Annotated in this window: 14 protein-coding genes; 7 read left to right on the forward strand and 7 right to left on the reverse strand. The window is 59.1% G+C overall.

Annotated features, from left to right (window positions below; genetic code table 11):
• Positions 1 to 9: 9 nt before the first annotated feature.
• From F8B91_RS10300 to F8B91_RS10320, 5 genes are read right to left on the reverse strand one after another with little or no spacing between them, the layout of a single operon-like run.
• Positions 10 to 1,182, reverse strand: coding sequence for a Gfo/Idh/MocA family protein (locus tag F8B91_RS10300; protein WP_196503607.1), 1,173 nt, complete (start codon positions 1,180 to 1,182; stop codon positions 10 to 12).
• Positions 1,183 to 1,207: 25 nt separating this feature from the next.
• The gene (locus tag F8B91_RS10305) at positions 1,208 to 2,617 is read right to left on the reverse strand and encodes an FGGY family carbohydrate kinase (RefSeq protein WP_196503608.1); all 1,410 of its coding nucleotides are present in this window, start codon (positions 2,615 to 2,617) and stop codon (positions 1,208 to 1,210) included.
• Entirely contained in the window at positions 2,614 to 3,534 is a 921-nt protein-coding gene (locus F8B91_RS10310) for an NAD(P)/FAD-dependent oxidoreductase (protein WP_246715014.1), read from the reverse strand. Before F8B91_RS10310 ends, F8B91_RS10305 begins: the two co-directional genes overlap by 4 nt.
• The gene (locus F8B91_RS10315) at positions 3,521 to 4,879 is read right to left on the reverse strand and encodes an NAD(P)/FAD-dependent oxidoreductase (protein WP_196503610.1); all 1,359 of its coding nucleotides are present in this window, start codon (positions 4,877 to 4,879) and stop codon (positions 3,521 to 3,523) included. The genes F8B91_RS10310 and F8B91_RS10315 overlap by 14 nt, the downstream gene beginning before the upstream one ends.
• A gap of 40 nt (positions 4,880 to 4,919) precedes the next feature.
• Complete coding sequence (locus tag F8B91_RS10320; protein WP_196503611.1) at positions 4,920 to 5,489, reverse strand: NUDIX domain-containing protein; 570 nt, start codon at positions 5,487 to 5,489, stop codon at positions 4,920 to 4,922.
• Between the two features lie 74 nt (positions 5,490 to 5,563).
• Here F8B91_RS10320 and F8B91_RS10325 point away from each other — a divergent pair, with 74 nt between their 5' ends.
• Positions 5,564 to 6,181: an SH3 domain-containing protein gene (locus F8B91_RS10325; RefSeq protein WP_246715016.1), complete on the forward strand. Its 618-nt coding sequence runs from the start codon at positions 5,564 to 5,566 to the stop codon at positions 6,179 to 6,181.
• An 87-nt stretch (positions 6,182 to 6,268) separates the two neighbouring features.
• Entirely contained in the window at positions 6,269 to 7,378 is a 1,110-nt protein-coding gene (locus F8B91_RS10330; RefSeq protein WP_246715018.1) for a sugar ABC transporter substrate-binding protein, read from the forward strand.
• 4 nt (positions 7,379 to 7,382) lie between these two features.
• On the opposite strand, the gene irrA is transcribed toward F8B91_RS10330, so the two are convergent.
• Complete coding sequence (irrA, locus tag F8B91_RS10335; protein WP_196503613.1) at positions 7,383 to 7,790, reverse strand: iron response transcriptional regulator IrrA; 408 nt, start codon at positions 7,788 to 7,790, stop codon at positions 7,383 to 7,385.
• A gap of 120 nt (positions 7,791 to 7,910) precedes the next feature.
• On the opposite strand from irrA, the gene fabA reads away from it, so the two are divergent.
• Genes fabA through F8B91_RS10360 form a run of 5 tightly spaced genes read left to right on the forward strand, consistent with a single transcriptional unit; the run spans position 7,911 to position 12,253 of the window.
• Positions 7,911 to 8,426, forward strand: a complete 516-nt coding sequence (fabA, locus tag F8B91_RS10340; protein ID WP_196503614.1) for a 3-hydroxyacyl-[acyl-carrier-protein] dehydratase FabA — start codon at positions 7,911 to 7,913, stop codon at positions 8,424 to 8,426.
• Positions 8,427 to 8,450: 24 nt separating this feature from the next.
• The gene (fabB, locus tag F8B91_RS10345; protein WP_196503615.1) at positions 8,451 to 9,665 is read left to right on the forward strand and encodes a beta-ketoacyl-ACP synthase I; all 1,215 of its coding nucleotides are present in this window, start codon (positions 8,451 to 8,453) and stop codon (positions 9,663 to 9,665) included.
• A 24-nt stretch (positions 9,666 to 9,689) separates the two neighbouring features.
• Positions 9,690 to 10,487: an enoyl-ACP reductase FabI gene (gene fabI / locus F8B91_RS10350; protein ID WP_196503616.1), complete on the forward strand. Its 798-nt coding sequence runs from the start codon at positions 9,690 to 9,692 to the stop codon at positions 10,485 to 10,487.
• Positions 10,488 to 10,529: 42 nt separating this feature from the next.
• A complete protein-coding gene (locus tag F8B91_RS10355) occupies positions 10,530 to 11,765 on the forward strand; it encodes an aminopeptidase (RefSeq protein WP_196503617.1) in 1,236 nt (411 codons plus the stop codon).
• Positions 11,765 to 12,253, forward strand: coding sequence for a GNAT family N-acetyltransferase (locus F8B91_RS10360; protein WP_196503618.1), 489 nt, complete (start codon positions 11,765 to 11,767; stop codon positions 12,251 to 12,253). The genes F8B91_RS10355 and F8B91_RS10360 overlap by 1 nt, the downstream gene beginning before the upstream one ends.
• Here the strand turns inward: F8B91_RS10360 and hslU are convergent.
• Positions 12,248 to 13,549, reverse strand: a complete 1,302-nt coding sequence (gene hslU, locus F8B91_RS10365; protein ID WP_196503619.1) for an ATP-dependent protease ATPase subunit HslU — start codon at positions 13,547 to 13,549, stop codon at positions 12,248 to 12,250. The genes F8B91_RS10360 and hslU overlap by 6 nt on opposite strands.
• Positions 13,550 to 13,555: the final 6 nt, after the last annotated feature.

The raw sequence follows: 13,555 nt of genomic DNA on the forward strand, positions 1-13,555 counted from the left end.
AAGTGAAGCTCAGACCTTCACCCATTTGGCATTGGCCTTGGATGATTTCACGCAAGCCTCGATGAAGGCCATGCCCGCCACGCCATCGGCGATGCCGGGGAACATGACCTCCTTTGGCGCCTTGCCGCCGGAGCGCGCGGCCTTGATGGCGAGTGCGGCTTCCGAATAGATGTTGGCGAAGCCTTCGAGATAGCCTTCCGGATGGCCCGATGGCACGCGCGTCATGCGTGCGGCTTCCGGCCCGGCACCGGCACCGGCGCGGGTGATCAAGCGTTTTTCACCGCCATAGGGGGTGAACCACAGATAGTTCGGATCAGCCTGCGTCCATTCCAGGCCACCCTTGGTGCCATAGACGCGCAGCTTCAAACCATTTTCATTGCCCACCGCCACCTGGCTGGCCCAGATGGCACCCTTGGCGCCGCCCTTGAAGCGCAGCATGGCTTGCACATTGTCATCCAGCGCGCGGCCCTTGACGAAACTGGTGAGCTCGCAGGCGAGCGAATCCAGTGTGAGGCCTGAAACGAAAGTGGCGAGCTGATATGTATGCGTGCCGATGTCGCCCACACTGCCGCCTGCACCGGAGCGCTTGGGATCAGTGCGCCAGACGGATTGCTTCTGACCGGTTTTTTCGATGGCCTCGGTCAGCCAATCCTGCGGATATTCGCCCTGCACCAAACGGATTTCGCCGAGGTCACCGCGCCCCACCATGGCGCGGGCATGGCGGATCATCGGATAGCCGGAATAATTGTGGGTGAGCGCGAAGATCACCTTCGGATTTTTCTTCAGTAAGGTCTCAAGCTGCTTCGCCTCTTTCAGATTTAGCGACAGCGGCTTGTCGCAGATCACATGGATGCCGGCTTCGATGAAGGCCTTGGCAGCGGGGTAATGCATGTGGTTCGGCGTGACGATGGAGACGGCTTCGATGCCATCGGGGCGCTTGGCTTCCATTTTGGCCATCTGAGCGAAATCGCCATAGATGCGATCGCCGGAGAGGCCCAGTTCCTTGCCGGAGGCCACAGATTTTTCCGGGCTGGAGGAAAGTGCACCGGCGACAAATTCATAATGGTCATCCATGCGTGCCGCCAACCGATGCACCGCGCCGATAAACGCGCCCTGCCCGCCGCCGACCATGCCCAGACGAATGCGGCCGGTTGATTTTTCTGATGTGCCCGAGATTGCCATTTCCAAATTCCCTCTTTTTATTGAATCAAAAAGCTTTCCAGCCCTTGGCGCGCAGCACAGCAATTCCGAAGCGTGAATGCAAGGCGGCGGGCAAAGGATCGCTGGGTGAATAAAGCTGCGAAGGCGCAGGCAGTGGCGGCAGATGCGCGGCACCAGCGCCCACCATCGCCATGCGCGCGACGCCCAATCCAGTGAGATCGGCGGTGGACGCGACCGTGACCATGCGGCCCAAAGCATTGCTGAGGAACTGGCCAAAATAAGGATTCTTCGAAAGGCCGCCATCAATGGAGATCGCCGCACCGCTTCTGCCGTGACGCGACATGGCTTCGACCACTTCACAGGCGCGCAGGGCCACGCCTTCGAGAACGGCCTGCATCATATCGCGCGCTGTCGTATCAAGGCCGAGGCCGATCCACAGGCCGGTGGCGTTGCGGTCCCAATGCGGGCAGGCGAGACCAGAGAGTGCTGGCACAAACGCCAGCTTGCGGGCAATGGCGGGGGCGGCTTCGAAAGTGTTGATCTCCGCGTAGTCGGCAAAGAGCTTGAGGCTCTTGGCCCAGTTCACGGCGGAGGCGGCGTTGTACACTCCGCCATCGAGGGCATAGACGGCAGGCTCCTGGCCGATCTTCCACGCGACGGTGGGCAGCAGACCGGATTGATCCTGCTGCGGGCGGTTGGGGCCTGCCAGGGCCAAAGCAAAAGCGCCGGTGCCGAAGGTGATCTTGCCATCACCCGGCTTCATGCAGCCATGGCCGAAGAGTGCCGCTTGCTGATCCACCATCGATGCCGTGATGCCTTTGCCGAACGGGCCGGTGGTGGCACGGATTTCAGGCAGGCATTGCATCGGCACGCCGAACAGATCGCACAGCTCCGCATCCCATTGCAGCGTGTCGAGCGACATAAGAGAAGTGCGCGAGGCGGTGGTGACATCGGTGACGAATTCACCGGTGAGGCGTTCCAAAAAGAACGCATCGCTGGTGCCCATGTGCAGGCGGCCCTGTTTCAGAAGCGGGCGCGCTTCCGGCACATGGTCCAGCAGCCAGCGGAATTTCGAGGCGGAGAAATAGGGATCGAGCGGCAGGCCCGCTTTCGATTTGGTGAGGGCTTCGGCGCCCTGGCCTTTCAGCGCCTCGCAGAAATCCTTGCTGCGGTCATCCTGCCAGACGATGGCGCGGTAGATGGGGATGCCGGTGGTTGCGTCCCAGGCCAAAAGTGTCTCGCCCTGATTGGCAATGCCGATGGCATCTACTTGGCCTGCTTTTTCCAACGCCATGCCGATATGGGCGAGGAGTTCTTCGGCATCATGTTCCACCCAGCCTTGCTCGGGGAAATATTGAGTCACCTCGGCGCTGAACACCTGGTTGAAATTCCCGTCACTGTCATAGGTGAAGGCCTTGGTGCCGGTGGTGCCTTGATCGATGGCGAGAACTTTCATGCCGTCATTACCTTTGCCAGTTCGCGGGCTTGCAGCATGCAGGTGCCGGCGCGCTCCAGATGGCCGAGCACATTGCCGACAGCCAAAACGTTGGGGCGTGATGTCTTGAATTGTTCCGTCACTTTCGGGGCCCAGCCTTCGCGCTCAATAAAGCCATCAGCATAGAGCGCCGATTCACTGCGGAACTTGCCGGAGATGATTACGCCGTCACACGCGATCTGCTTGGTTGTTCCGCCCTGCTCCACTTCCACCGCCTCCACCTTTTTGTGGCCGAGGATGGCGCGGAGTTTCGCCTTGCGCAACACCGGCGCACCGAAAACCAGTCTTGCGCCCAGTCCGAAAATGCCGGGCGCATCGAGGCTGGCTTCTTCGGTGATCATCGCTTGCACGCGCATGCCGGCATGGCGGCAAGTGAGCAGACTCGAGAATGACACCCATTCCGACCCGATGATGACGGGGCGCGAGAACGGCTTTTCGTGATTGAGATAGACGCGCTGCTGCAACTCACCCGTATTCATTACGCCGGGCAATTTGTTGCCGCCGATGAGGCGCGCGGCGCGTGAGGCTTCGCGCGTGCCGGTGGCCAGCACCAATGTGCCCGCACTCATTTCCTGAATGCCCTTGGCGGAATGCAGGCGCAGATTTCCAGACATGGTGAAATTCAAAACCGTGGTGGCGGTGCGCAGATCAATTTCGCGCGCAGGTTCACGCAGCAGTTTGGCGAAGGTGGGGCCTTTGTGGGTGCGCCATGAATTATAAAGCCCGAAGCCGCCATGGCCGCAATGCCGGGGAATGCCACCGGCTTGCGCTTCGCGCTCCAGCACCACCACATCCTTGCGGCCGCGTTCACGCAGCTCGCAGGCCAGCGTCAAACCCGCCGGGCCACCACCGATGATGACCACATCATGATGCTCCATGCTTGGCCTTTTCGAATGCAGCTGAGACATGCTGAGCGCAATAGAAGCCCTGGCAGCGGCCCATCGTGGCGCGGGTGCGGCGCTTGAGGCCGGCAAGATCGCCCGCAGGCAGGGGGCCTTTGGTGGCGGCTTCGATTTCGCCGCGCGTGACCCATTCGCAATGGCAGATGATCTCGCCGCCTTTCATGTAGGGGCGGATGGCGTGTTCGGCGAGATTGGGAACCGGCGTCCATTTCGGTGGCGGCAGCTTCTTCGGCAGCTTGCCGAAATGCTTGGCGTAAAGCGCACTCACATGCTGGGCGATGCCGAGCGACCCTGTGAGGCCGGTGGAACGGATGCCTGCTGCGGTGATCCAGTTCTGCTTTTCATCGGCCTCGATAATGTATTCGCTTTGCTGCGTGGCGGGGCGCAGGCCGGCATAGAGTGCGGTTACGTCCACATCCTTCAGCGCAGGAAGCATTTCGATGGCGCGGGCTTTGAGCTTTTCCAGCGTGGCTGTGTCAGTCGTGGCGTTTTCGCGTTCATCGGTTTCTTCGGCAGTTGGGCCTATGGCGAGATTGCCGAAGATGGTGCGGAACAGAACCACACCCTTGGTGCGGGCGGTAGGCACCGGCAGCAGGATGGCGCGCAGCAGTTTTGCGGCAGGCTTGTCGAAGACGACGAACTGGCCTTTGCGCGGCTTTACCTCAAAAGAAGGCGTACGCGCCAAGGCTTCCACCTTGTCGCCATAAAGACCTGCCGCATTGATCACGATGCGCGCGGTGACCTCGCCTTGCGCCGTGGTGAGATGCCAGGCGTCTTTCTCAAAGCGGGCGGCGGTGACTTCGGCTTTGCGGATGATTTTTGCACCATGGGCGATGGCCTGATGAGCATAGGCCAGCGGAGCCGACCATGGATCGATCACATGTTCACCCGGCACCAGCAGGCCACCCAACGCGTTGCGCGAGAGCTGCGGTTCGCGGATGCGCAGCTCGGTGGGCGAGAGCTGCTTCACATCATTCACGCCATTGGCGCGGGCCTTTTTCTCTATGCCCTCCAGCTTGGCTTTTTCTTCCTCATTCCAGGCGGCGATAATGGCCGAGGTTTCGAGCAAAGGCAGATTGAGGTTCTGCCGGATGTCCAGATATTCGGCATATCCGGCCTGCATGCATTTGAGTTCGAGGCTTTTGGGCGGTGCGTCGAAGCCGGTATGCAACAGCGCGCTGTTGCCCTTGGATGCACCGGAGAGAATATCGGCACCCTTTTCGAGCGCCACCGCCTTGAGGCCAGACATGGCCAGCCTGCGCAGGATAGCGAGGCCCACCACGCCACAACCGATCACCGCAATGTCGAATCTCTCGGACATGGTTCAGGTTTTAGGGGGATTTCGATGCGAAACCAATTCGTCATTCCAACATCAGATGTTGGAGCAGCACGATGGTTTTGCTATCGGTGATGCCGCCTTTTTTCATTAGTGCGATGGCCTCATTGATCGGCATTTCGATCACTTCGATATCTTCATGTTCAGAATCAAGTCCGCCGCCAGCATTCACTTTGTCTGCTGTAGTGTAATCCGCAATGAAAAGGCTGATGCGCTCTGACAGGGCGCCGGGGCTGGAGAAGCAATCCACCACGTGGCGGATGTTGTGGATGGCAACGCCCAGTTCTTCCATAGCCTCGCGGCGCACGCATTCTGCCGGAGCGTCACCGTCAAGAAGACCGGCGCAAGCCTCGATGATCCACGGGTCATGCCCGCCAAAGGCCGCACCAGCGCGCCACTGGCGCACCAGCAAGACCATGCCGCGCGCTTTATCAACGGGCAGGACCGAGGCACCATCTCCATGATCCGAGACTTCGCGCGGCAGCAGGCGGATGTTTCCATCCCCGTCCCTTGCCTCCACCATCAGCCGGGTGAGGGTGGACCAGCCCTTGGCCATGAGTTCGCGCTTCAGGATTCGGTAGGTGAATTTTGCCATGGACTGCTTTCTAGATAGACGAAGGTATTTACACAATCTTAACTAAATTTGCCCAAGTCTGGCTTTCATCCGAAATGCCAAAAGCCGCTGCCATCAATCGCTTTTCCTATATGTCTGCCATGACTGCGGTGGGCTTGATGATGGCTGCCGCCATTGGCTTTGCTGCGGTCCTCAAGCACCAGCACAGCCACAAGATCCCGTTTGTTGCGCAGGCCGAGGCCGGAGCACTTACCGGCTCCGTCGCACCCGCACAGCAATTGGGGCCTTCGGGCCTGCCCATTCCGCGTTTTGTTTCGCTTAAGGCCGAGAAGGTCAATGTGCGCAAAGGCCCATCGAGCGACCATGCCGTGGCCTGGGTTTACCAGCAGAAGGGCCTGCCGGTTGAAATCACCGCCGAGTTTGAAACCTGGCGGCGCATCCGCGATGCCGAAGGTTCGGAAGGCTGGATCCTGCAGAACATGCTGGCCGGCAAGCGCACCGCTTTGGTTGCACCATCGCGCAAGGACAGTTTCATCAATCTGATGTCTGAGCCTTCGATTGAATCGCGCGCCGTGGCCAAGCTAGCGTCCGGTGTGCTGGGCGAGATCAAATCCTGTGACGGCACTTGGTGCCGCATCGTGTCCGGCGGTTATGATGGCTATGTGGACCAGAACATGGTCTGGGGTGCCTATCCCGGCGAGGCCGTGAACTAAATTTCCATTTGGACGGAACTTGTTCTGAACTTCCGCGTTGGCTCAAAACGGTTGGCGGGGAAAATGCCAGAAGCGAAGCTATATTCCATGTTTCTTTTGCTTGCGCTGGTTTCAGTGCCCGTTGCTTCCGGTGCTGAGGAATTCCCGTCCGGCATCACCCACCCCACCATATTCCCTGACTTTGATCCCAATGCGCCTGCCTGCACCGCGCCTCCGGGACTGACCAAGACGCTGGCTTATGTTCAAGAGAATGAGCGCGAGTTCCTGGGCGGCGTGGATCATGGCTTGAGCATGGCCGCGAAGGATCGTGGTTTGGACTATCGCCGGGCAGTGGTCGAAAATGATGTTGGCAGAGCGGTGCAGCAGATCGAGGCTTACCGCAAGGACAAGGTGGGCGCGCTGATTGCAACCTCATCCAATCCGAGTGCCGTTAGCCCGGGATTGCAGCAGGTACTCTGGTCAGGCGCCTATGTCGGCACCATAGTGCCGCCGCCGGCCACCCTGCTGCTCAACGCGCCGCAATATGCGACAGGCAAGGCGCTGGCCGATGCAGCTATTGCGCATATCAAGTCAAAGCTTGGCGGAAAAGCCAATGTGGTTTTGCTCACACAGGATTCGATGCAGTTTCTGACGCCGCGCTTCAAGGCGATGCGTGACGCACTTGATGCGCTGCCAGACGTGACCATTGTCGCCGATATCGCGCCCAACACTGTGAGCAAGGAAGGTGGGGCGACCACCATGAAGACGATCCTGCTGGTCAATCCCGATATTGATGTGGTGCTCGGCAGCGATGCCGTGGTGCTGGGCGCGCTGCAGGCGTTGCGTGACGCCGGCAAGGCGCGGCCCGACCAGTTTCTGGGCGGCATTGATGGTGAACCTGAGGCCGTGGCCGAGATCAAGAAGGGCGACAGCCCCTACAAGGCCAGCATTGCGCTATCATCGCCGGTCTTCGGATATGCGATGGGAGAGTATGGTGCTGATTGGCTGGAAGGCAAAAGCGTGCCGCAAGCCATGGATATTCTGCCCACGGCATTGACCAAGGATAATATCCATCAATACGAAGCTGACTTGGAAAACCCTGCGGCAGTTTTTGCCGATCCAGCGCGGCGCGCGGCCTATCTCAAGATGTATGGCAATATCTGTTATGACACGCGGGATCGTTATGTGAATTTCCCGTGGTCGTCGGAGATGAAATAGGTTCTTAGACCTTCTTGACCCGCACGATCACGTCGATGCGGTCGATCACTTTGCCCTTGGGCAGAGACGGAAGCCCGGTGATCTTCAGCGAGGCCGGATCAATGTCGGTCAGCGCGCCATCTTCCTCATTGAAGAGGTGGAAGTGGTTTAAGGTGTTGGTGTCGTAATAGGTGCGGTCACCCTCAAGCGCCAGCTCGCGCAGCAGGCCTGCCGTCTTGAACTGGTGCAAGGTGTTATAGACGGTGGCCAGCGAAACCTTGAGGCCGGCCTTTTGCACTTCGGCAAACAGGCTTTCAGCCGAGACATGCTTGTCATGGCCGTCAAACAGAACGCGCGCCAGAGCCAGCCGCTGCGCCGTGGGGCGCAAGCCTGCCGCTTTCAAGCGCCTTTCTGCTTCTTGAATATGGTTCATGCGCGCCCTATAGCAGGGAACAGGCCCCGGCAGCAATCATCCACACGCCACTTTCTCGGCATTTGGCTTTGCCTCTGCCGGGTGGTAAACTTGCCCAGTAATTTGAAGTGAACGGGAAAAATGGCTGAACGCAAATCGAGCTTCCTTTTTGATGACCTGATCGCCTGCGGGCGCGGCGAGCTGTTTGGGCCCGGCAATGCGCAGCTGCCGCTGCCGCCCATGCTGATGTTCGACCGCATCACCCATATTGAAGAAAAAGGCGGTGCCCATCAGCTCGGCAAGGTTGTTGCCGAATTCGATATCAAGCCAGACCTCTGGTTCTTTCCCTGCCATTTCCAGGGTGATCCCGTCATGCCCGGTTGCCTTGGCCTTGATGCGCTGTGGCAGCTGACTGGCTTCTTCCTCGGCTGGCTGGGTGAGCCGGGCCGTGGCCGAGCACTCGGTGTGGGCGAAGTGAAATTTTCCGGCATGGTGACGCCAGAGGTCAAAAAGGTCACCTATGAGGTCGATGTGAAACGCCTCATCCTGCGCAGGCTGAAGCTTGCCGTGGCCGACGGCGTGATGAAGGCCGATGGCCAGACCATTTATGAAGTCACTGACATGAAGGTTGGCCTGTTCCAGCCAGAGGCCGCTTGAGGCTTAAACCCGAGGAGAATTAAGATGCGTCGCGTTGTCGTTACCGGCATGGGCATTGTATCGAGCATTGGCAACAATGTTCAGGAAGTCACGTCATCGCTGCATGATGCCAAGAGCGGCATTGTGAAGGCTGACAAATATGCCGAGCTGGGTTTCCGCTGCCAGGTGCATGGCCAGCCGCATTATGACCTCGACACGATTGACCGGCGTGTGCGCCGCTTCATGGGTGATGGCGCAGCGTGGAACTATGTGGCCATGCAGCAGGCCATCGCCGATTCCGGCCTCGAAGAAAAAGACCAGAAGAATGAGCGCACCGGGCTGATCATGGGCTCTGGCGGGCCGTCCACCAAGTCGATCGTGTGGGCCGCTGATACGACGCGTGAAAAGGGCCCGAAGCGCGTGGGGCCGTTCGTGGTTCCCGCCGCGATGTCTTCTACCAATTCTGCCACGCTGGCCACGCCGTTCGGCATTCGTGGTGTGAATTATTCGATTTCGTCTGCTTGCGCCACCTCAGCCCATTGCATCGGCAATGCGGCGGAACTCATTCAATGGGGCAAGCAGGATGTTATGTTTGCCGGTGGCGGTGAAGAGCTGGACTGGACTTTGTCCGTGTTGTTCGACGCAATGGGTGCGATGTCTTCCAAATTCAATGACAGGCCCGCCACGGCCTCGCGCGCCTATGACAAGAACCGCGATGGTTTCGTGATCGCCGGCGGTGCGGGCACTGTGGTGCTGGAAGAGCTTGAACACGCCAAGGCGCGCGGTGCGAAAATCTATGGCGAGATCGTCGGCTATGGCGCCACGTCTGACGGCTATGACATGGTGGCTCCTTCGGGCGAAGGTGCGGTGCGCTGCATGAAGCAGGCGCTGGCCACTGTCAAAGGCAAGGTCGATTACATCAACCCGCATGGCACTTCGACGCCGGTGGGTGACTCAAAGGAAATCGGCGCGATCAAGGAAGTGTTCGGTGCGGATATTCCGGCGATCTCTTCCACCAAATCGCTGACTGGCCATTCGCTGGGTGCGACCGGCGTGCAGGAAGCGATCTATTGCCTGTTAATGATGAAGAACGGTTTCCTGGCCGAAAGTGCAAATATCGAAGAGCTTGATCCTGAATTCGAGGGCGTGCCGATCCTGCGCAAGCGGGTGGACAATGCCAAGGTGGACACAGTGATGTCGAACTCGTTCGGCTTCGGCGGTACCAATGCCACGCTCGTCATGCAACGCTATAACGGATAAGAAAACTGCTGGGGACGGAAAAGCATGTCTGATTTGATGAAGGGTAAACGCGGCCTGGTCATGGGCGTGGCCAACGATCATTCCATCGCCTGGGGCATTGCCCAGCAACTGGCCGCGCAAGGTGCTGAATTGGCCTTCACCTATCAGGACGAGTCGCTGCTACGGCGCGTCGAGCCCTTGGCCAAATCAGTGGGCAGTGATTTCCTGCTGCCTTGCCAAGTGGAAGAAATTGCGTCGGTGGACGCAGTGTTTGACGCCATCAAGCAGAAGTGGGGCACGTTTGATTTCCTCGTTCACGCCATTGCCTTTTCCGACCGCAAAGAGTTGACGGGCAAATTCGCTGATACCAGCCGCGAGAATTTCACCAAGACGATGATCATCTCGGCCTTCTCGTTTGTGGAGATCACCAAGCGCGCTGCGGCCTTGATGCCGAATGGCGGCTCGATCATCACGCTCACTTATGGTGGCTCGGTGCGTGTCATGCCGAATTACAATGTGATGGGTGTCGCCAAGGCGGCTCTTGAAGCTTCGATGCGCTATCTTGCGGCCGATTTCGGTCCGCAAGGTGTGCGCGTGAATGCGATTTCGGCTGGCCCGATGCGCACGCTTTCGGGCGCAGGCATCGGCGATGCACGCGCCATGTTCAACTATCAGCAGAACCACGCGCCGCTGCGCCGGACTATTACGCTGGAAGAAGTGGGCGGGGCCGGGCTCTATCTGCTCTCATCGCTGTCCGGCGGTGTGACCGGCGAAGTGCATTATGTGGATAGCGGCTACAACATCATCTCGATGCCGCGGCCGGAAGATTTGGCAAAGTCGTAATTCACTCCACTTCGCCGCGAAGACGTTTGAAGAAGGTATCACATGACCACGCACGCCCAACTGCTCGATAAATATGCTGAACTCACGGTGAAATCCGGCCTTAATTTGCGCAAGGGCCAGCAGGTGCTGATGACAGCGCCGCTGGAAGCCGTGGACCTGGTGCGTGCCATTACGCATCACGCTTACAAGGTCGGGGCCTCGCTGGTGACCTGCTTGTACAATGACGAGCAGACGGCGCTCATGCGCTACACCGACGGGCACACGGAAGCGTTTGACGCAGCGCCCGGCTGGCTGTTCACGGGGATGGCGGAAGCCTTCCGTGATGGCAATTGCGCAAGGCTGGCGATCATCGGGGAAAACCCGGCTTTGCTTTCCGGCCAGGATATCGACAAGGTGTCACGCGCCAACCGCGCACGTTCCACCGCTTACAAGCCGGTCGTTGAACTCATCACCACCTTCGCCACCAATTGGTGCATCATTTCTGCGGCCACGCCATCGCATGCCAAAAGCGTGTTCCCTGATCTGCCGCCAGACAAAGCGATGGAAGCGTTGTGGGCCGCGATCTTCAAATGCACGCGGGCTGATTTGCCCGATCCTGTTGCTGCATGGGCCGCCCATAACAAGGCGCTGCACCACCGGGTGAAGCTGCTCAATGACAAGCGCTATGCGGCATTGGCCTATAAAGGCCCGGGCACTGATTTTACGCTGGGCTTGGTCGATGACCATGTCTGGGCTGGCGGCGCGTCGATGGCCAAGAATGGCATCATGTGCAATCCGAACATCCCATCTGAGGAAGTGTTCTCCATGCCGCACCGCGAGCGGGTGGACGGCGTGGTGCGCTCGACGAAGCCGCTTTCTTACCAAGGCACGTTCATTGAAGGTATCGAAGTGACGTTTGAGAAGGGCCGCATCATCAAGGGCACGGCATCCAAGGGTGCAGAAGTGTTCAAGAAGATGATCGAGACCGATGACGGCGCAGCGCGGCTGGGTGAAGTGGCCCTCGTGCCGCATTCCTCGCCGATTTCGGCTTCCGGCATCGTGTTCAATGAAACGCTGTTCGACGAAAACGCCGCTTCGCATATCGCTGTGGGCCAGGCCTATTCGCAGAACATGGCGAACACGGCTAACATGAGTGCTGAAGAAAAGCTGGCGAAGGGCATGAACACCTCGCTGGTGCATGTCGACTGGATGATCGGCTCTGGCGAGCTCAATGTGGACGGCGTGTTCAAGGATGGCAAACGTGAACCACTGATGCGCAGCGGTGAATGGGTGGACTGATGACCGGCATCATCCTGCGCGAAGACCGGCCGGATGATTTCGATTTTATCGCGGCGAGGCAAGCCATGCTTTATGCCTGCGACTATGATTGGGATGGCACCTATGAGGCGCTGGCCGCGAAAATCCTGAAGGCCTATGCGGCGAAGCGCGACCCATCACGGGAGCGCGGATGGGTTGCTGAGATCGATGGCGAGATGGTGGGCAGTGTCTTCGTGATGCGCGAAGATGAAACGACGGCACGCCTGCGCCTGCTCCATGTCGAAAAAGCGGCGCAAGGCCAGGGACTGGGACGCAAGCTGGTTCGTCAGTGTACGGAATTTGCCAAGGCTGCCGGCTATCAGCGCATGGTGCTGTGGACGCAGAGCACCCTGCTTCCGGCGCGGAAACTTTATGCCGATGAGGGATACCGGCTGATCAAGAGCGAGCCGCATCACAGTTTCGGCCATGACCTCGTGGGAGAGACGTGGGAGCTTTCGCTCCGGTCATAGAATGAACTTGCTCAGATCCACATTCTTGGCCAGGGCGCCTATGTGCTGGGTGACATAGGCTTCGTTGATCAGCACGCTTTCGCCGCCGCGGTCGGTGGCGGTGAAGCTGACTTCGTCCAACACACGTTCCATGATGGTTTGCAGGCGGCGCGCGCCGATGTTTTCGATGCTGGCATTGATTTCGGCGGCGAGTTTGGCGATGGCTTCCACGCCGTCATCGGTGAATTCCAGTGCCACGCCTTCGGTTTCCATCAGCGCTTTATATTGCTTGATCAGGCTTGTCTCCGGCTCGGTGAGGATGCGGCGGAACTCTTCCTGGCCGAGAGCTTTCAGCTCAACACGAATAGGCAAGCGGCCCTGCAATTCGGGCAGCAGGTCTGACGGCTTGGCCACGTGGAAAGCGCCTGAGGCGATGAACAGGATGTGATCGGTTTTCACCGGGCCGTGTTTGGTGGAAACAGTGGTGCCTTCGATCAGCGGCAGAAGATCGCGCTGCACGCCTTCGCGGCTGACATCCGCACCGCCACGGCCTTCGCGCGAGGCGATCTTGTCCACCTCGTCGAGGAACACGATGCCGTTATTTTCCACCGCGTCGATGGCTTCGGCGATGATCTTTTCCTGATCCAGCAGTTTCTCGCTCTCTTCATTGAGGAAGATTTTCTGCGCCTGTTCCACGCTCACCTTGCGCGGCTTGGTGCGGCCGCCGAAGGCCTTGCCCATCATTTCGGACAGATTGATCATGGAGCCAGAGCCACCCGGCATGCCGGGAATGTCGAAATTTGCCACGCCTGAATCCTGCACTTGGATTTCGATTTCCTTGGTGGCGAGTTCGCCAGCGCGCAGTTTCTTGCGGAAGGCGTCTTGGGTGCTTTCAGACGCGTTGGCGCCCACCAAAGCTTCCAGCACGCGGCTTTCGGCGTTCACTTCGGCCTGCGCTTCGACTTCTTTGCGGCGGCTGGCCTTGATGAGGCCGATGCCGGCTTCCAGAAGATCACGCACGATCTGATCGACATCGCGGCCGACATAGCCCACCTCGGTGAACTTGGTGGCTTCCACCTTGATAAAGGGCGCATTGGCCAGCTTGGCGAGGCGGCGGGCGATTTCGGTTTTGCCGACGCCGGTGGGCCCGATCATCAGGATGTTTTTCGGCACCACGTCTTCACGCAACTGACCTTTGAGCTGTTGCCTGCGCCAGCGGTTGCGCAGGGCAATGGCCACGGCGCGTTTGGCGTCGTGCTGGCCGATGATGAAGCGATCAAGCTCGGATACGATTTCGCGGGGGGAGAAATTGGTCATGGATCA

This window comes from Aestuariivirga litoralis (assembly GCF_015714715.1).
GTDB lineage: Bacteria > Pseudomonadota > Alphaproteobacteria > Rhizobiales > Aestuariivirgaceae > Aestuariivirga > Aestuariivirga litoralis_A.